Source organism: Kitasatospora albolonga, from assembly GCF_039535905.1.
Lineage (GTDB): Bacteria > Actinomycetota > Actinomycetes > Streptomycetales > Streptomycetaceae > Kitasatospora > Kitasatospora albolonga.
In genome coordinates this window covers 195,248-212,425 of sequence record NZ_BAAAYB010000062.1, presented here as the reverse complement: position 1 = coordinate 212,425, position 17,178 = coordinate 195,248, and the positions used below count along the sequence as shown (strand labels likewise).

The 17,178-nt window shown below is 73.4% G+C and carries 13 protein-coding genes and 2 pseudogenes; 6 read left to right on the top strand and 9 right to left on the bottom strand.

Annotated elements, in window-relative coordinates:
• Positions 1-30 precede the first annotated feature (30 nt).
• From ABD946_RS15585 to ABD946_RS15575, 3 genes are read left to right on the top strand one after another with little or no spacing between them, the layout of a single operon-like run.
• The gene (locus ABD946_RS15585; protein ID WP_345281951.1) at positions 31-1,200 is read left to right on the top strand and encodes a LolA family protein; all 1,170 of its coding nucleotides are present in this window, start codon (positions 31-33) and stop codon (positions 1,198-1,200) included.
• 5 nt (positions 1,201-1,205) lie between these two features.
• Positions 1,206-2,189, top strand: coding sequence for an ABC transporter ATP-binding protein (locus tag ABD946_RS15580; protein ID WP_345282204.1), 984 nt, complete (start codon positions 1,206-1,208; stop codon positions 2,187-2,189).
• The gene (locus ABD946_RS15575) at positions 2,176-3,039 is read left to right on the top strand and encodes an ABC transporter permease (protein WP_345283944.1); all 864 of its coding nucleotides are present in this window, start codon (positions 2,176-2,178) and stop codon (positions 3,037-3,039) included. The genes ABD946_RS15580 and ABD946_RS15575 overlap by 14 nt, the downstream gene beginning before the upstream one ends.
• Here ABD946_RS15575 and ABD946_RS15570 read toward each other — a convergent pair.
• The 3 genes and pseudogenes from ABD946_RS15570 to ABD946_RS15560 form a co-directional block, all read right to left on the bottom strand.
• Positions 2,995-3,414: a hypothetical protein gene (locus tag ABD946_RS15570; RefSeq protein ID WP_345283942.1), complete on the bottom strand. Its 420-nt coding sequence runs from the start codon at positions 3,412-3,414 to the stop codon at positions 2,995-2,997. The two genes, ABD946_RS15575 and ABD946_RS15570, sit on opposite strands and share 45 nt — an antisense overlap.
• 112 nt (positions 3,415-3,526) lie before the next feature.
• Positions 3,527-4,474, bottom strand: a pseudogene (gene rarD, locus ABD946_RS15565) (EamA family transporter RarD).
• A gap of 139 nt (positions 4,475-4,613) precedes the next feature.
• Positions 4,614-5,463, bottom strand: a pseudogene (locus tag ABD946_RS15560) (SDR family oxidoreductase).
• Positions 5,464-5,561: 98 nt separating this feature from the next.
• Here ABD946_RS15560 and ABD946_RS15555 point away from each other — a divergent pair.
• Positions 5,562-5,942 carry a winged helix-turn-helix transcriptional regulator gene (locus ABD946_RS15555; RefSeq protein ID WP_345281953.1) on the top strand — a complete coding sequence of 127 codons (381 nt, stop codon included), beginning with the start codon at positions 5,562-5,564 and terminating at the stop codon, positions 5,940-5,942.
• A 16-nt stretch (positions 5,943-5,958) separates the two neighbouring features.
• On the opposite strand, the gene ABD946_RS15550 is transcribed toward ABD946_RS15555, so the two are convergent.
• From ABD946_RS15550 to ABD946_RS15540, 3 genes are all read right to left on the bottom strand, one after another.
• Positions 5,959-6,990 carry a 2-oxoacid:ferredoxin oxidoreductase subunit beta gene (locus ABD946_RS15550; protein ID WP_345283940.1) on the bottom strand — a complete coding sequence of 344 codons (1,032 nt, stop codon included), beginning with the start codon at positions 6,988-6,990 and terminating at the stop codon, positions 5,959-5,961.
• Positions 6,990-8,822, bottom strand: a complete 1,833-nt coding sequence (locus ABD946_RS15545; RefSeq protein WP_380149459.1) for a 2-oxoacid:acceptor oxidoreductase subunit alpha — start codon at positions 8,820-8,822, stop codon at positions 6,990-6,992. Before ABD946_RS15545 ends, ABD946_RS15550 begins: the two co-directional genes overlap by 1 nt.
• A gap of 450 nt (positions 8,823-9,272) precedes the next feature.
• Positions 9,273-9,932, bottom strand: coding sequence for a response regulator (locus ABD946_RS15540; RefSeq protein ID WP_345283982.1), 660 nt, complete (start codon positions 9,930-9,932; stop codon positions 9,273-9,275).
• A gap of 197 nt (positions 9,933-10,129) precedes the next feature.
• Here ABD946_RS15540 and ABD946_RS15535 point away from each other — a divergent pair, with 197 nt between their 5' ends.
• Together ABD946_RS15535 and ABD946_RS15530 are read left to right on the top strand one after the other, a co-directional pair.
• Positions 10,130-12,220 carry an FtsX-like permease family protein gene (locus tag ABD946_RS15535; protein WP_345283936.1) on the top strand — a complete coding sequence of 697 codons (2,091 nt, stop codon included), beginning with the start codon at positions 10,130-10,132 and terminating at the stop codon, positions 12,218-12,220.
• Positions 12,202-12,609 carry an FtsX-like permease family protein gene (locus tag ABD946_RS15530; protein ID WP_345283934.1) on the top strand — a complete coding sequence of 136 codons (408 nt, stop codon included), beginning with the start codon at positions 12,202-12,204 and terminating at the stop codon, positions 12,607-12,609. The genes ABD946_RS15535 and ABD946_RS15530 overlap by 19 nt, the downstream gene beginning before the upstream one ends.
• 120 nt (positions 12,610-12,729) lie before the next feature.
• On the opposite strand, the gene ABD946_RS15525 is transcribed toward ABD946_RS15530, so the two are convergent.
• From ABD946_RS15525 to ABD946_RS15515, 3 genes are all read right to left on the bottom strand, one after another.
• Positions 12,730-13,743 (bottom strand): polyprenyl synthetase family protein, encoded by a 1,014-nt coding sequence (locus tag ABD946_RS15525; protein WP_345283932.1) that lies wholly within the window; start codon positions 13,741-13,743, stop codon positions 12,730-12,732.
• Between the two features lie 172 nt (positions 13,744-13,915).
• Positions 13,916-15,547, bottom strand: coding sequence for an NADH-quinone oxidoreductase subunit NuoN (gene nuoN, locus ABD946_RS15520; RefSeq protein WP_345283930.1), 1,632 nt, complete (start codon positions 15,545-15,547; stop codon positions 13,916-13,918).
• Positions 15,544-17,160, bottom strand: coding sequence for an NADH-quinone oxidoreductase subunit M (locus tag ABD946_RS15515; protein ID WP_345283928.1), 1,617 nt, complete (start codon positions 17,158-17,160; stop codon positions 15,544-15,546). The genes nuoN and ABD946_RS15515 overlap by 4 nt, the downstream gene beginning before the upstream one ends.
• Positions 17,161-17,178: the final 18 nt, after the last annotated feature.

The following is a 17,178-nucleotide window of genomic DNA, read 5'->3' as shown; positions in this document are numbered from 1 at the left end:
GTTCTGACGTCTGACGAGGGGTAGGAAGTCATGGAACGGACCACGCGACGCAAGGCCGTCCGGGTGCTGGTGCCCGCCGGTGTGGTGGCGCTGACCGCCGCCGGGATCGGCCTCGTGCCCGCGATGGCCGGGGAGTCCGGGCCCAAGCTGCCCGAGCTGACGGCGGAGCAGGTGGTGGCCAAGGCGCTGGGATCCGACGCCCGGGCGCTCTCCGGCACCGTCAAGCTCAAGGCCGACCTGGGCCTGCCGACCCAGCTGCTGGGCGGGGCGCTGCCGGGCGGCGGGGCCCCCGGCGGGCACGGCGGCGGCCGGGGCGGCGGCGAGGGCTCGGAGGCCGACCCCGGGGCCAAGCTGCTCCAACTGCTGGGCGGCGAGCACACCCTGCGGATCGCGGTGGACGGCCCGGACCGCCAGCGGCTCGGCCTGATCGGCGGCCTGTCCGGCTACGAGCTGGTCCACAACGGCTCCGAGCTCTGGGCCTGGGACAGCAGGAGCAACGAAGCGGTGCACCTGACGGGTGCTCAGGCCGCCGAGCGGGCGAAGCCCGAGCTGCCGCTGCCGGTCACCCCGCAGGAGGCCGCGAAGAAGTTCCTGGAGCTGGGTGCTGACACCACCCAGGTCACCGTGGAGGGCACCACCACCGTGGCCGGGCAGGACGCCTACGAGCTGCGGGTGAAGCCCAAGCAGGGCGGCTCGACCATCTCCGAGGTGCGGATCGCCGTCGCGGCGGAGAACGGCGTGCCGCTCGCGGTGCAGGTCCGCTCCGGCTCCACCAAGGTGCTGGACGCCCGCTTCAGCGAGGTCTCCTTCGCCACCCCGTCGGCCGACACCTTCCGCTTCACCGCCCCCAAGGGCGCCAAGGTGACGGAGCAGAAGGCCGAGGAGGGCGTGGGCCACGAGAAGTGGCTGCAGAACGACTCACCCGACGCCAAGGCGGCCGAGGAGGCGCTCGGGAAGGCCGGGCAGGACGCGGACTTCAAGGTCACCGGCGAGGGCTGGACCACCGTGCTCAGCGCCAGGCTCCCCGCCGAGGCGGCGGGCGGCGAGGCCGGCGGCTTCGCCAAAGCGCTCGGCAAGCCGGTCGGCGGCGGCAGCCTGATCTCCACCAAGGTGGTCAACGTGCTGATCACCGACGACGGCCGGGTGTTCGCCGGCGCCGTCACCCCACAGGTGCTGCAGAGCGCGGCCGGGGCGAAGTGACCGACCTGTTGGAGCGGCCGGACGGCCGGGCGGCTGCGGGCCGCCCCGCCGCTCCGGCCGAGGTGATCCGCACCCGGGGGCTGACCAAGCGCTTCCCGGGCGGCCAACTGGCCGTGGACGGGCTGGACCTGACGGTGCCCCGGGGCAGCGTGTTCGGCTTCCTGGGGCCGAACGGCTCCGGCAAGACCACCACCATCCGGATGCTGATGGGCCTGATCACCCCCAGCTCCGGCGAGGCGGTGGTGCTCGGCGAGCCGATGCCGCGCGGCGCGGCCACCGTGCTCCCCCGGGTCGGCGCCCTGATCGAGGGCCCGGCCCTGTACGGCTTCCTGACGGGCCGTGACAACCTGGCCCGGTTCGACGCGGCCGATCCGACCACCGACCCGCGCACCCGGGCCCGCCGGGTCTCCGAGGCGCTGGACCGGGTCGGCCTGACGGCCGCCGCCGGCAAGAAGGCCCGGGCGTACTCGCTGGGCATGAAGCAGCGCCTGGGCCTGGCCTCGGCCCTGCTGCGCCCGCGCGACCTGCTGGTGCTGGACGAGCCGACCAACGGCCTGGACCCGCAGGGCATGCGGGAGATCCGGGCACTGGTACGGGAGTTGGCGACCGAGGGCTCCACCGTCTTCCTCTCCTCGCACCTGCTGGACGAGATCGAGCAGGTCTGCACCCACGCCGCCGTGATGTCCAAGGGCCGGCTGCTGGTGCAGGGCACGGTGCCCGAGCTGGCGGCCAGGGCGCAGGGCCGCCTGGTGGTTCGTACGCCGGACGTGGCGGCGGCCGCCGAGGTGCTGACCGCGCGTCAGGTCCCCGACGTCCGGGGCGGCGAGGGCTCGCTCTCCGCCGCCGCCCCCGCCGAGGAGGAGCTCGCCGGGCTCTGCGCGGCGCTGGTCGCGGCGGGAGTGCGGGTGCAGGGCTTCGGAGTGGAGCGCGGCACGCTGGAGGACGCCTTCGTGGCACTGACCGGGGAGGGATTCGATGTCGCGGGCTGAGGCACTCACCGACGCACCGGCGCGGCTTCCGGCCGCGCTCTCGACCTCACTGCTGCGCAGCGAGCTGGCGCTGACCTTCCGGCGGGCCCGGACGGTCACCCTGCTGGCCATCCTGGCCGCCCTGCCGGTGCTGATCGGCGTGGTGATCAAGTGGCAGACCGACGGCGAGGGCGGCGGCGGCCCGGCCTTCATCGCCCAGGTGACCCAGAACGGCGTGTTCCTGGTCTTCACTTCACTGGCCGTCACCCTGCCGGTCTTCCTGCCGATGACGGTGGGCGTGGTGGCGGGCGACGCGATCGCGGGCGAGGCGGCCTCCGGCACCCTGCGCTACCTGCTGGTCGCCCCGGCCGGCCGGACCAGGCTGCTGGTGGCCAAGTTCCTGGCCGGGACGGCGTTCTGCCTGGGCGCGACCCTGACGGTGGCGGCCTCCGCGCTCGCCACCGGTGCGGCGCTGTTCCCGCTGGGGGACGTCACGCTGCTCTCCGGGGACACGGTGGGCCCGGGCGAGGCGCTGCTGCGGGCGGTGCTGGTGGCCCTGGTGGTGGCGGCCTCGCTGGCCGGGCTGGTCGCGGTCGGGCTGTTCGTCTCCACCCTGACGGGCAGTGGGATCGCCGCGATGGCCACCACCGTGGTGCTGGTGATCACGGTGCAGATCCTGGACGCCTTCCCGCAGTTGCACGCGATCCAGCCGTACCTGCTCTCGCACCACTGGCTGAGCTTCGGGGACCTGCTGCGGCAGCCGATGTACTGGGACGAGGTGCTGAAGAACCTCGGGCTGCAGGCGCTCTACGTGGCGGTCTTCGGCTCAGCGGCCTGGGCCCGCTTCACGGCCCGCGACGTCACTTCGTGAGCTGGCCGCCGCGCAGGCCAGCACCGGCAGCTGCGCGGGCGCGACCAGGAACAGCGGGGACCAGCCGTGGCAGACCAGCCGGACCCCGGCGGTCAGCCCGTGCAGCCGGGCCCGGTGCGAGCCCTTGAGCTCCACCCGGTCGAGCCGGCTGGGGGCCTGCAGGGTGACCGGCGGGCGGCCGGGGCGCTGCCAGCGGATGGTCACCGGGCCGCCGGGGCGGTCGGCGCTCAGCAGCAGTTCGCCGGTCTCGGCGGCGTCCATCTCGCGGCGCACGGCGGGCACTCGCAGGGCCCCGCCGGAGGCCAGCACGGCGGCCCCGTCGGCCGCCGCCGACCGGCGGAACGGCCGGACCAGCGGTGCCTTGAGCTGGACCATCGCGACTCCTCCCGTGGCCGGCATGGGGGTGCCTTCCGACAGCCTTCGGCTGCGGGCACCCCGGACGTTAGCAGGGTTGCGGGGGGCTTGAGGAGATCCCGAAACGAGTTGTTCACCGGGCGGACGAAGCTGACGGAGCGTCAGCCGGCGCATCCTCCGGCCGAGTGCTCGGCGGCGCCGCCGGGAGCTCGGACCGGCTCTGTCGCAGGCGCCGCAGCGCGTCGAAGGTGAGCACCGCGAGCGCGGCCCAGACCAGGGCGAAGCCGGCCCAGCGGGCGGGCGGCATCCGCTCGTGGAAGACGGTGATGCCGAGCAGGAACTGCAGCACCGGCGCCAGGTACTGCAGCAGGCCGAGGGTGCTCAGCGGCACCCGGACGGCGGCCGCCCCGAAGCAGAGCAGCGGCACGGCGGTGATCAGGCCGCTGAGCATCAGCAGGCCGGAGTGCGCCCAGCCCTCGGTGCCGAAGGTGCCCCGGCCGGTGACGCCCAGCCAGACCAGCAGGCCGACCGCGAACGGGAACATGGCGGCGGTCTCCAGCGCGAGGCTCTCGGTGCCGCCGAGCGCGACCTTCTTCTTGAGCAGGCCGTAGGTGCCGAAGGAGAGGGCCAGCACCAGGGCGATCCAGGGCAGCCGCCCGTACCGACGGTGAGCACCGCGACCGCCAGCACGCCGATCCCGACCGCCGCCCACTGGGCCGGGCGCAGCCGTTCGCCCAGCAGCAGGACGCCGAAGGCGATGGTCACCCAGGGGGTTGATGAAGTAGCCGAGGCTGGTCTCCACCACGTGCCCCGAGTTCACTCCCCAGATGTAGACGCCCCAGTTGACCGAGACCACCACGGCGCCGAGTGCGGAGAGCGCCAGCCGACGGGGCTGGGCGAGCAGCGGGCGTATCCACGCCCACTTGCGCATCACGGCCAGCATCAGGGCGACGGCCACCAGGGACCAGGCCATCCGGTTGGCCAGGATGTCGACCGCGCCGCTGGGCTCCAGCAGCGGCCAGTAGAGCGGGAAGAGACCCCAGATCCCGTAGGCGGCGAATCCGTACCCGAGCCCCGGCACCGCTGCCGGCCCTTCTGCTGCTGTGCCATCGACCGGCCTGCCCTCCGCGCGCGCTGTCCTCCGGACGAAGTAGCGGGCGGGAGGGGCAGGGTGTCATCCCTGAATCGGCGTTTTGGTCATGACACGCGTTTCGGACAGCTCAGAGCGCGGCGGCCACCGTCGCGGCGCAGCGGGGTGGTGGGGCGGCCGATCAGCTTCGACAGCACCCCGCGGTCGCGGGCCAGCTCGCCCCGGGCGATGGCCGCGTCCACGTCCACCAGGATCCCGGCGAAGCCCTCCGGCAGGCCGGCGCCGACCAGGATCTCGTGGGTGCTTCTCGGCCGGACGTCCGCGTAGGAGACCGGCTTGCCGGTGTGCGCGGCCAGCGCGGCGGCGTACTCGGAGAAGCTCCAGGCCCTCGTCCCCGCTGAGCTCGTAGACCGCGTTCTCGTGGCCCTCGCCGGTGAGCACCGCGACGGCCGCGTCCGCGTAGTCCTGCCGGGAGGCGGTGGCGATCCGGGCGTCGCCGTTGCTGCCGACCACCGCGCCGTGCTCGACGGCGACGGCCGCGTTGGCGGTGTAGTTCTCGGTGTACCAGCCGTTGCGCAGCAGCACGTACGGCAGGCCGGAGGCGCGGATCACGGCCTCGGTCGCCTGGTGCTCCTCGGCCAGCCGGAAGGTGGCCTCGTCGCCGCCGAGGATCGAGGTGTAGGCCAGCAGCGCCACCCCGGCGGCCTTCGCGGCCTCGACCACGGCGGTGTGCTGCGGCACCGGGCGCCGACCTCGCTGCCGGAGATCAGCAGCACCTTGTCACCCGCGCCGAAGGCGCGGCCAGGGTCTCGGGCCGGTTGTAGTCGACCTCGCGGACGGTCACGCCCTTCGCGGCCCAGTCGGCGGCCTTGTCGGCGGAGCGGACGGCGACGGCGAGCTCGCCGCGCCGGCACCTCGGCGAGCAGGCCCTCCACCACGAGGCGGCCGAGCTGTCCGGTGGCTCCGGTGACGACGATCATGAGGTACTCCCTGGTCGGTGGGGTCTTGCGCTTTCCACACTCACCGTATGTACTGCACTTACCAATCGGAAGTACGCACTTTGAAGTAGGGTACTGACATGAAGGTAAGTGTCGACGCACTGCTCCACGCCCCGGACGTCAACGACCGGATGTGCCCCTCGCGCGGCGTGCTGGAGCACGTCACCAGCCGCTGGGGCGTGCTGGTGCTGATCGCGCTGGCCGAGCGCGAGTACCGGTTCAGCGAGCTGCGCCGCCGGGTGGCCGGGGTCAGCGAGAAGATGCTCGCCCAGACCCTGCAGACCCTGGAGCGGGACGGCTTCGTCGAGCGCGAGGCGCACCCGGTCATCCCGCCCCGGGTGGACTACCGGCTGACCCCGCTCGGCCACGAGGCCGCCGAGCTGGTCGGCGGCCTCGCGCACTGGGTCGAGCGGCAGACGCCCGGGGTGCTGGCGAACCGTCAGGCGTACGACGCGCGCTGACGGCCCGCCCCGGCGGTCAGACCACCGTCCAGGTGTCGCTCCCGGTGAGCAGCGCGCCCAGGTCGCCCCGGCCGCGCTGCTCCACCGCGCGCTCCAGCTGACCGCCCATCAGCTCGTCGTAGACGGGCCGCTCGACGCTGCGCAGCACCCCGATCGGGGTGTGGTGGAGGGTGTCGGCGTCGGCGATCCGGGAGAGCGCGAAGGCGTGCGCCGGGTTGGCGTGGTGGGCGTCGTGCACCAGCACCTCGCCCCGGTTGGCCTCCGTCACCTCGTCCACGTACAGCTCGCCGCCCGGGCCGCGGAAGACGCCCCGGCCGGCGAAGGTGACCGGCTGCCCGTGCTCCAGCCGGATCAGCGCCTCGTCCCGGGTGCCCGGGTCCTTGAGCACCTCGAAGGCGTTGTCGTTGAAGATGTTGCAGTTCTGGTAGATCTCCACCAGCGCGGTGCCCCGGTGCTCGGCGGCCGCCCGGAGCACCGAGGTGAGGTGCTGGCGGTCCGAGTCGATGGTCCGGGCGACGAAGGTGGCCTCCGCGCCGATGGCCAGCGAGAGCGGGTTGAAGGGGTGGTCCAGCGAGCCCATCGGGGTGGACTTGGTGATCTTCCCGACCTCGCTGGTGGGCGAGTACTGACCCTTGGTCAGGCCGTAGATCCGGTTGTTGAAGAGCAGGATCTTCAGGTTGACGTTGCGCCGCAGCGCGTGGATCAGGTGGTTGCCGCCGATCGACAGCGCGTCCCCGTCACCCGTCACCACCCAGACGCTCAGGTCCGGCCGGGAGGCCGACAGGCCGGTGGCGATGGCCGGGGCGCGCCCGTGGATCGAGTGCATCCCGTAGGTGTTCATGTAGTACGGGAAGCGCGAGGAGCAGCCGATCCCGGAGACGAACACGGTGTTCTCCCGGCGGATGCCGAGCTCCGGCATGAAGGCCTGCACGGCGGCCAGGATGGCGTAGTCCCCGCAGCCGGGGCACCAGCGCACCTCCTGGTCGGTCTTGAACTCCTTGGCGCTCTGCGGCCCGTCGGCCTTGGGCACCAGTCGAAGGCTCTCCATCACTTCTCCTCCAGGGTGCCGAGGGCGGCGGTCAGCACGTCGGCCAACTGGGCCGCCTTGAACGGGAGTCCGCGCACCTGGTTGTAGGACTGGGCGTCCACCAGGTACTTGGCGCGCAGCAGCAGGGCCAGCTGGCCGAGGTTCATCTCCGGCACGATCACCCGGTCGTAGCCCTTGAGGATCGCCCCGAGGTTGGCCGGGAAGGGGTTCAGGTGGCGCAGGTGCACCTGCGCCACCTGACCGCCGTCGGCCCGCACCCGGCGGACGGCGGCGGTGATCGGCCCGTAGGTCGAGCCCCAGCCGAGCACCAGCACCCGGGCCTCGCCCGAGGGGTCGTCCACCACCAGGTCGGGCACCGCGATCCCGTCGACCTTGGCCTGCCGGGTGCGGACCATGAAGTCGTGGTTGGCCGGGTCGTAGGAGATGTTCCCGGTGCCGTCCTGCTTCTCGATGCCGCCGATCCGGTGCTCCAGCCCCGCCGTCCCCGGCACCGCCCACGGGCGGGCCAGCGTCTGCGGGTCGCGCTGGTAGGGCCAGAAAGCGCCGTCCTCGCGGTTCGGCCCGGTGGCGAAGTCCGGTGCGATCTCCGGGAGTTCGTCCGCCGCCGGGATCCGCCACGGCTCCGAGCCGTTGGCCAGGTAGCCGTCGCTCAGCAGGAACACCGGGGTCCGGTAGGTGACCGCGATCCGGGCCGCCTCCAGTGCCGCGTCGAAGCAGTCGGCCGGCGTGGCCGGGGCCACGATCGGCACCGGCGCCTCGCCGTTGCGGCCGAACATCGCCTGCAGCAGGTCGGCCTGCTCGGTCTTGGTCGGCAGCCCGGTGGACGGCCCGCCGCGCTGGATGTCCACCACCAGCAACGGGAGTTCGAGCGAGACGGCCAGCCCGATGGTCTCCGACTTCAGCGCCACCCCGGGCCCCGAGGTGGTGGTCACGCCCAGCGCCCCGCCGAAGGCCGCGCCCAGCGCGGCCCCGATCCCGGCGATCTCGTCCTCCGCCTGGAAGGTCCGCACGTCGAAGTTCTTGTGCCGGGACAGCTCGTGCAGGATGTCCGAGGCCGGGGTGATCGGGTACGAGCCGAGGAAGACCGGCAGGCCCGAGCGCTCCCCCGCCGCGATCAGGCCGTAGGACAGCGCGAGGTTGCCGGAGATGTTCCGATAGGTGCCCTCGGGCAGCCGGGCCGGGGAGACCTCGTAGGAGACCGCGAAGTCCTCGGTGGTCTCGCCGAAGTTCCAACCCGCCCTGAAGGCCAGGATGTTGGCCTCGGCGATGTCGGGCTTCTTGGCGAACTTCTGCCGCAGGAACGACTCGGTGCCGTGGGTCGGCCGGTGGTACATCCAGGACAGCAGCCCGAGCGCGAACATGTTCTTCGCCCGCTCGGCGTCCTTGCGGGCCAGCCCCGAGTCCTTCAGCGCCTCCAGGGTCAGCGTGGTGAGCGGCACCCGGTGCAGGTGGTACGCCTCCAGCGAGCCGTCCGTCAGCGGGTCCGCCGCGTAGCCGACCTTGGCCAGCGCCCGCTTGGTGAACTCGTCGGTGTTGGCGATGATCTCGGCACCGCGCGGCAGGTCCGCGAGGTTGGCCTTCAGGGCGGCGGGGTTCATCGCCACCAGCACGTTGGGCGCGTCGCCCGGGGTCAGGATGTCGTGGTCCGCGAAGTGCAGTTGGAAGGACGACACGCCGGGAAGGGTGCCGGCGGGAGCCCGGATCTCGGCCGGGAAGTTCGGCAGGGTGGAGAGGTCGTTGCCGAACGAGGCCGTCTCCGAGGTGAAGCGGTCTCCGGTGAGCTGCATGCCGTCGCCGGAGTCGCCGGCGAAGCGGATGATCACCCGGTCCAGACGCCGGACCGGCTTCGCCGGCCGCTGCCGGGCGCCCGGCGGCGAGGCCGGGCCCGACCGGCCGTCGTCGTCCGAGCCGTCCACTGCCTCTGCCTGATCGACCTGACTGGTCACTGCCGCGGACCTCCTCGTGGGCGCCAGCCGCGGGCGTGAGCCGTGTGCCCCGTCCGCCTGGTGCACCGTTCCGAATCCTAGGCGGCCGAACCTCCCCCGGACCGGAACTCGGCCCAACCACCCACGAGAACGTCTACCCGACCCCGATCCATACCCACTGGAGCGCCGCCCGGAAGGGCGGTGCCCAGGGGCGCGAGGAACTGCGCGAGACGGAAGAAGCAGACCCGTGTGCCGGGTACGGAGATCCACTTGCACGTGAGCCTCCGTACCCGGCACACGGGCCGGTACCTCCCGCAGCGCGCAGTTCCCCGCGCCCCCGGTATGACCACTTTCCGATCACGACCGGAGGTACGTCAGCACCGCGAGCACCCGCCGGTGGTCCTCCGGGCTCTGCCCCAGGCCCAGCTTCAGGAAGATGTTGCTGACGTGCTTCTCCACCGCCCCGTCGGAGACCACCAGCTGCCGGGCGACCGCCGCGTTGGTGCGCCCCTCGGCCATCAGCCCGAGCACCTCCCGCTCCCTCGGCGTCAGCCCCGCCAGCGCGTCGCCCTTGCGGCTGCGCATCAGCAGCTGCTGCACCACCTCCGGGTCCAGCGCCGTCCCGCCCCCGGCCACCCGCACCACCGCGTCGACGAACTCCCGCACCTCCGCCACCCGGTCCTTCAACAGGTACCCCACCCCCCGGGTGGACCCGGCCAGCAGCTCCCCCGCGTACTTCTCCTCGACGTACTGGGAGAGCACCAGCACCCCCAGCTCGGGGTACAGCCCGCGCAGCGCCACGCACGCCCGCACCCCCTCGTCGGTGTGCGTCGGCGGCATCCGCACGTCGGCGACCACCACGTCCGGCAGGGCGTCCTCCGCCGCGAGCCGCTGGACGGTGCGCAGCAGCGCCTCGCCGTCACCGACCCCGGCCACCACCTCCAGGCCCCGGTCGGTGAGGAGCCGGGTGAGGCCCTCGCGGAGCAGTACGGAGTCCTCGGCGATGACGACGCGCAGCATGACGGCCCCTTCGGACGACGGCGACAGGTTTCGAACCCCAGTCTCCCCCACCCTGACAGCCCGTCAGCCCACAGGCGGAGGCCCGGCCGGGCCACGGCATACCGCGGGATGACCCCGGATCGTGCCTCGTGCCGTCTCCGGTCCGCCGCCCCGCTCCTAGCGTGGAAGCACGACCACGAGAGGGGGCGGCCGCCATGGCTTCGCTGGGGCGTTACACCGTCAAGGAGTTCCTGGGCCAGGCCCGCCAGCTGGTGCTGACCGGGGTGGCGGTGGCGGTCGGGGTGGCGTTCCTGGTGCTGTCGGTGGGGGCGAGCGGCGCCCTGGTGGACTCGTTCACGCAGACCGCCGCCACCGAGGTCGGCCCGGGCGCGGTGCAGGTGACCGCCGCCGAGGGCCGGGCCCGGGAGGGCCTGCCGGCGGACGCGGCCCGCCGGGCCGCCCGAGTGCCGGGGGTGGCCGCGGTGGCCGAGCGGCTGACCGGCCGCGGCACGGTGCTCACCGCCTCGGGCCGCCCGCTGGACGAGGCCGCCGTGGTGACCTCGGTGGCCGCCGACCCGGCGCTGCGCTGGCAGCGGCTGGCGGAGGGCTCCTGGCCGTCCCGGGACGGTGAGCTGCTGCTGGACGGGGCCACCGCCGATCGCCTCGGCGTCTCCCCGGGCGGGCAGGTCACGGTGCTCCGGGCCGACGGCTCCTCCGGCCGGGCCACCCTGACCGGCCTGCTGGACACCGGAGGCTCGCCGACCCTGTCCGGCCACCCGGTGCTCGGCCTGCCGCACGACGCGGCCGCCGCCTGGGCGGCCCGCCTGACGGTCGCTCAGCTCGACCTGGCCCTGTCCCCCGGCACCGATCCGGCCGCCGCCGCGAAGGCGGTCGGGCAGGCGCTCGGCGACGGCGCGGCGGCCCGTACCCGGGCGGCCTCGGTGGAGGAGGCGAGGAGCGGCAGCAGGGCGATGTACTCGGTGGTACTGGCGGCCGCGCTCTCCTTCGTGCTGATCGCCCTGGCGGTGGCCCGGATGGTGGTCACCAACACCTTCTCCGTGGTGCTGGCCCAGCGCGCCCGGCAGTTGGCGCTGCTGCGCTGCGTGGGCGCCTCGCGGCGGCAGGTGCGGCGGATGATCCTGGTGCAGGGGCTGATGCTCGGGGTGCTGGCCTCGGCGGCCGGGCTGGTGGCCGGTGCGCTGGCCTGCCTGCTGGGCACCGGGGTGCTGGCCCTGCTCGACCTCGGGCCCGTCTCGGTCTCGCTGCTGCCGTCCTGGCCGGTCTTCCTGACGGCGGGTCTGTTCGGACTGCTGCTGACCGCGCTGGCGGTGCGGCGCCCGGCGAGGCTGGCCTCCGCGGTACCGCCGGTGGCGGCGCTCTCCGAGTCCGGCGCGGCCCTGCCCGAGCTCGGCAACAGGTACCTGCGCGGGGCGGTCTCGGCGCTGCTGCTCGGCTTCGGCGTGCTGATGCTGGTGATCGGCGGTCAGGGCGGTTCGGCCGTCGCCCTGCTGGCCGTCACGGTGGGCGCGGTCTCCAGCTTCTTCGGCGTCCTGCGGCTGGCCCGCTTCCTGCTGCCGCCGGTGGTCTCGCTGCTCGGCCTGCCGGCCCGCCGGGCCTTCGGCACCACCGGACGGCTGGCCGCCCAGCAGCTGCGCGCCAACCCCGGCCGCACCGGCTCGGCCGCCTCGGCGCTGCTGGTCGGGGTCACGGTGGCGGTCTCGGCGGCCACCGCCATCTCGGTGGCGGGCGGTTCGCTGGAGGAGATGCTGAGCGCCCGTCAGCCCGGGGCCTTCGCCCTGGCCACCGACGACGGCCGGATCCCGGCCGGCGCGCTGGCGGCCCTGGAGCGCTGGCCCGAACTGTCCGTCACCCCCGTGCGCGCCGCCACCGTCCGGCTCGGCGGCAAGGACACCGTGGTGGCCGCCGCCGACCCGGCCCGGCTGAACGGCTCCTCCGAGGGCGTCGGCGAGGCCCCGCGCCCTGCGCGACGGCGAGGCCCTCGCCACCGGCCCCGCCGCGGCGCTCCGGCTCCCGGACGGCACCTCCTGGCAGACCCGCCCCGGCCCCTCGGCCCTCCCGTACGCCCTGCTCCCCGAGGCCACCGTGTACGTCACCCCGGCCACCCTGGCGAAGGCCGCGCCCGACGCCGCCGTGGCCACCGCCTGGATCTCCGCCGCCGGCTCCGCCGACCGCGCCGCGGCCCGCCGCGCGGTGGACGAGGCCCTGGCCGGCTTCCCCTCCGTCCCGGGTCACCGACTCCGCCTCCGAGGCGGCGTACGTCCGGGACGTGCTGGACACCATGCTGACGGTCTCCACCGCGCTGCTCGGCTTCTCGATGGTGATCGCCGCGATCGGGGTGGCCGCCACCCTGACCCTCTCGGTGGACGAGCGCACCCGGGAGCTCGGCATGCTGCGGGCGATCGGCCTGACCGGGGAGCAGCTGCGCTCCCTGCTCACCCTGGAGGCCGCCCTGCTGGCCCTCGGCGGCGCCGTCGCGGGCACCGCCCTGGGCGGCCTCTACGGGGTCCTGGCGGCCCGCTCGGTGACCGGTGAGGGCCTCTCCCTGGCCTTCCTCCCCTACGGCACCGTCACCCTGGTCCTGGCTGCCGCGGCCCTCCTCGGCGTGGCGGCCTCGGTACTCCCGGCCCGCCGCGTCCGGCGCATGCGCATCGTCCAGGCCCTGCACGCGCCCTGACCGGCCGGGCCTCGGGGCCGAAGGCCCCGGGGGCGCGAGGAACTGCGCGAATCGGAAGTCGGCCCAGCGTGAGATCGGGGCACGCCGGCCAGTTGCACGTGCCGCCGTTCCCCAGCGCGACTACATGGTGCGGATGGCCACCGCGTCGCAGAGCCCCTGGAGGGCGGCCTTGGCCGGGCAGTCCGGCAGCGGGGCCAGCAGGGCGCGGGCCTCCTCCGCGTAGCCGAGGGTCTCGCGGCGGGCCCGCTCCAGCGCGGGGTGCCGCCGCAGCAGCCGCAGCGCCTCCGCGTGCAGCTCGTCGTCCTCGGCGAGGTCGAGCTCCAGCAGCTCCCGCAGCCGGACGTCCTCCGGATCGCCCTCCTCCACCGGCATCTGACGCAGCAGCAGGATCGGCAGCGTCGGCACGCCCTCGCGCAGGTCGGTCCCGGGGGTCTTGCCGGACTCGTGGCCGTCGCTGGCGATGTCCAGCACGTCGTCGGCGAGTTGGAAGGCGGTGCCCATCCGCTCGCCGTACTGCCGGAGGATCTCGACCGTCTCCGGCGTGGCCCCGGCCATCAGCGCGCCGAGGTGACAGGCGACGGCGACCAGGGAGCCGGTCTTGCCCGCGATCACGTCGAGGTAGTGCCGCAGCGGGTCGTCCCCGGGCCGCGGCCCGGCGGTCTCCAGGATCTGACCGGTCACCAGGCGCTCGAAGGCGTCGGCCTGGATGCGGACCGCCTCCGGCCCGAGGTCGGCCAGCACCTGGGAGGCGCGGGAGAACAGGAAGTCGCCGGTCAGGATGGCCACCGAGTTGTCCCAGCGGGAGTTGGCACTCGGGGCGCCGCGCCGCACGGGCGCCTCGTCCATCACGTCGTCGTGGTACAGCGTCGCCAGGTGGGTCAGCTCGACCACCACCGCGGACGGGACCACCCCCGGCGCGTACGGGTCGCCGAACTGCGCTGCCAGCATCACCAGCAGCGGGCGGAAGCGCTTGCCGCCGGCCTCGATCAGGTGGCTCGCGGTGACCGTGATGAACGGCACCTCGCTCTTGGCGGCCTCCAGCAGCGAGGTCTCGACCGCGTCCATCCCGGCCTGGACGTCGCTGGTCAGATCGCGGTCCTGCACGGTCAGCCCGAAGGGCCCCACGACGGTCACGCAGACCACTCCTGTCCCTGGTCGATTAGCGGCCCGGTCCCTGAGTGCCGCCGCTGGCCTACTAGGAGGGTATCCGGTCGCGAGTCGATCACTGCACGGGCGTGCGGACCAACAGTCGACCGTGCACGGAACGGGGCCCGTAGCCAGCGGCTACGGGCCCCAGGGTGGTTCCTCAACGGGTGAAGACGGAGGCCGAGGAGGCCAGGTCGAGGAAGTACTGCGGGGCCAGGCCCAGGACCAGGGTGACCACCACGCCGAGGGCGATGGCGGTGCTGGTCATCACCGAGGGGACGGCCACGGCGGGGCCGCCGGGGCGCGGGTCGGAGAAGAACATCAGGACGATGACCTTGATGTAGAAGAAGGCGGCCACCGCGGAGGAGAGCACGCCGACGATCACCAGCGGGGTGGCTCCGCCGGCCGCCGCCGCCTGGAAGACGGCGAACTTGCCGGTGAAGCCGGAGGTGAGCGGGATGCCGGCGAAGGCCAGCAGGAAGAGGGCGAAGACGGCCGCGAGGAGCGGGGAGCGGCGGCCGAGGCCGGCCCAGCTGGAGAGGTGGGTGGCCTCGCCCTTGGAGTCGCGGACCAGGGTCACCACGGCGAAGGCGCCGAGGGTGACGAAGGAGTACGCCGCGAGGTAGAAGAGCACCGCCCCGACGCCCTGCTTGTTGGAGGCGATCACGCCGGTCAGGATGAAGCCGGCGTGGGCGATCGAGGAGTAGGCCAGCAGCCGCTTGACGTCCTGCTGGGTGACGGCCAGCACCGCGCCGACCACCATGGTCAGGATCGCCACGCCCCACATGACGGGCCGCCAGTCCCAGCGCAGGCCGGGGAAGGCGACGTAGAACAGCCGCAGGAAGGCGCCGAAGGCGGCGGTCTTGGTGGCGGCGGCCATGAAGCCGGTGACCGGGGTCGGGGCTCCCTGGTAGACGTCCGGGGTCCAGGAGTGGAACGGCACCGCGCCGACCTTGAAGAGCAGGCCGACCGAGAGGATCGCGAGGCCGATCAGCAGCAGCGCGTCGTTCTGGGTGGTGTTCGCCAGTGCGGGGGTGACCTGGGCGACGCCGGACACCACGTCGGCGATGCCGGACAGCCGGACCGTCCCGGCGTAGCCGTAGAGCAGTGCGGTGCCGAACAGGAAGAAGGCCGAGGCGAAGGCGCCGAGCAGGAAGTACTTGACGGCGGCCTCCTGGGAGAGCAGCCGCCGGCGCCGGGCCAGCGCGCAGAGCAGGTAGAGCGGGAGGGAGAAGACCTCCAGCGCGATGAACATGGTCAGCAGGTCGTTGGCCGCCGGGAAGAGCAGCATGCCGCCGACCGCGAAGAGCGTGAGCGGGTAGACCTCGGTGGAGGTGAAGCCGGCCTTGGTGGCCTGCCGCTCCTGCTCGCTGCCGGGCACCGTGGCGCCCTGGGCCGCGAAGGCGTCCACCCCGTGGCCGTTCAGGCGCGGCTCCAACCGCCGCTCGGCGTAGGTGAGGACGGCCATCACGGCGGTCAGCAGGATGACGCCCTGGAGGAAGAGCGCGGGGCCGTCGATGGCGACCGCGCCCATGGCCAGCAGCCCGGACTCGGTGGTGGCGTGGCCCTGGGCGGCCAGCACCACCACCGCCGCGAAGGAGGCCGCGAGGCCGAGCAGCGCGATGGTGACCTGGGCGCCGTAGCGGGCCCGCCGGGGCAGGAAGGCCTCGGCGAGGATGCCGAGCAGGGCCGCCCCGAGCACGATCAGCATCGGGGAGAGCTGGCCGTACTCGACGTGCGGGGCCGGGATGCTGGGGCTGTTGCCGCCGGCCGCTGTGAGCCAACCGGTCACTTGTGCTCACCTCCGGTGGTGGCGGCGACCGGGTGGGCCGGTGCCGGGTCGGTCTGGTGGACCTGGGAGAGCGTGGCGTCCACCGCCGGGTTGACCAGGTCGGTGAGCGGCTTGGGGTAGACGCCCAGGAGGATGGTCAGGGCCACCAGCGGTGCCACCACGGCGAGTTCGCGGACCTTCAGGTCCGGCATGCCCTCGACCTGGGGGGTGACCGGGCCGGTCATGGTGCGCTGGTAGAGCAGCAGCGCGTACAGCGCGGCCAGCACGATGCCGAGGGTGGCCACGATGCCCACCGCCGGGTACTTGGCGAAGGTGCCGACCAGCACCAGGAACTCGCTGACGAACGGGGCGAGCCCGGGCAGCGAGAGGGTGGCCAGGCCGCCGATCAGGAAGGTGCCGGCCAGCACCGGGGCCACCTTCTGCACGCCGCCGAAGTCGGCGATCAGGCGCGAGCCCCGGCGGGAGATCAGGAAGCCGGCCACCAGCATCCAGGCGGCGGTGGAGATGCCGTGGTTGACCATGTAGAGCGTGGCACCGCTCTGCGCCTGGCTGGTGAAGGCGAAGACGCCCATGATGATGAAGCCGAAGTGCGAGATGGAGGCGTACGCCACCAGCCGCTTGATGTCCTTCTGCCCCACCGCGAGCAGCGCGCCGTAGACGATCCCGATCAGCGAGAGCACCAGGATCGCCGGCCCGAAGTCCTTGGAGGCCTCCGGGAAGAGGCCCAGGCAGAACCGGAGCATCGCGAAGGTGCCGACCTTGTCGACGACCGCCGTGATCAGCACGGCCGTTCCGGCGGTGGCCTCGCCCATCGCGTTCGGCAGCCAGGTGTGCAGCGGCCAGAGCGGGGCCTTCACCGCGAAGGCGAAGAAGAAGCCGAGGAAGAGCGCCTTCTCGGCGGCCGGGTCGATGTTCAGCTTGCCGTCGGCGATGGCCGAGCTCAGCGTCGGCAGGTCGAAGGTGGGCAGGCCCTGGTCGGCGGCGACCACGTAGAGCCCGATCACGGCGGCCAGCATGACCAGCCCGCCGAGCAGGTTGTAGAGCAGGAACTTGACGGCCGCGTACGAGCGTTGGGCGCTGGCGTCCGGGCCGCCCGCGCGGTCGCCGAAGCCGCCGATCAGGAAGTACATCGGGATCAGCATGGCTTCGAAGAAGACGTAGAACACGAAGACGTCGGTGGCCAGGAAGGAGACCAGGACCATCGCCTCGACCGCCAGCACCAGGGCGAAGAAGCCCTGGGTGCGGCGCAGGTTCTCGAAGGTGCCGTCCGGGTTCTGGATCGGCTCGGCGTCGTGCCAGGAGGCCAGCATCACGATCGGCACCAGCACCGCGGTGAGCAGCACCAGCACCGCGCCGATGCCGTCGACGCCGAGCGAGAAGGTGATCCCGAAGGACTTGATCCAGCTGTACGACTCGGTCAACTGGTAACGGGCGCCGCCCGGTTCGAACTCGGTGACGACCAGTGCGGCCAGTGCGAGGGCGGCCAGCGAGACCAGCAGCGCGGTGACCTTGGCGGTCCGCCGGCGGGCCTCGGTGGAGCCGCCGGGCAGCGCCGCGGTGAGCACCGCCCCGACGGCCGGGACGGCACAGGTGGCGGTCAGCAGATAGCTCATCGCCTTACCTCCCAAGCG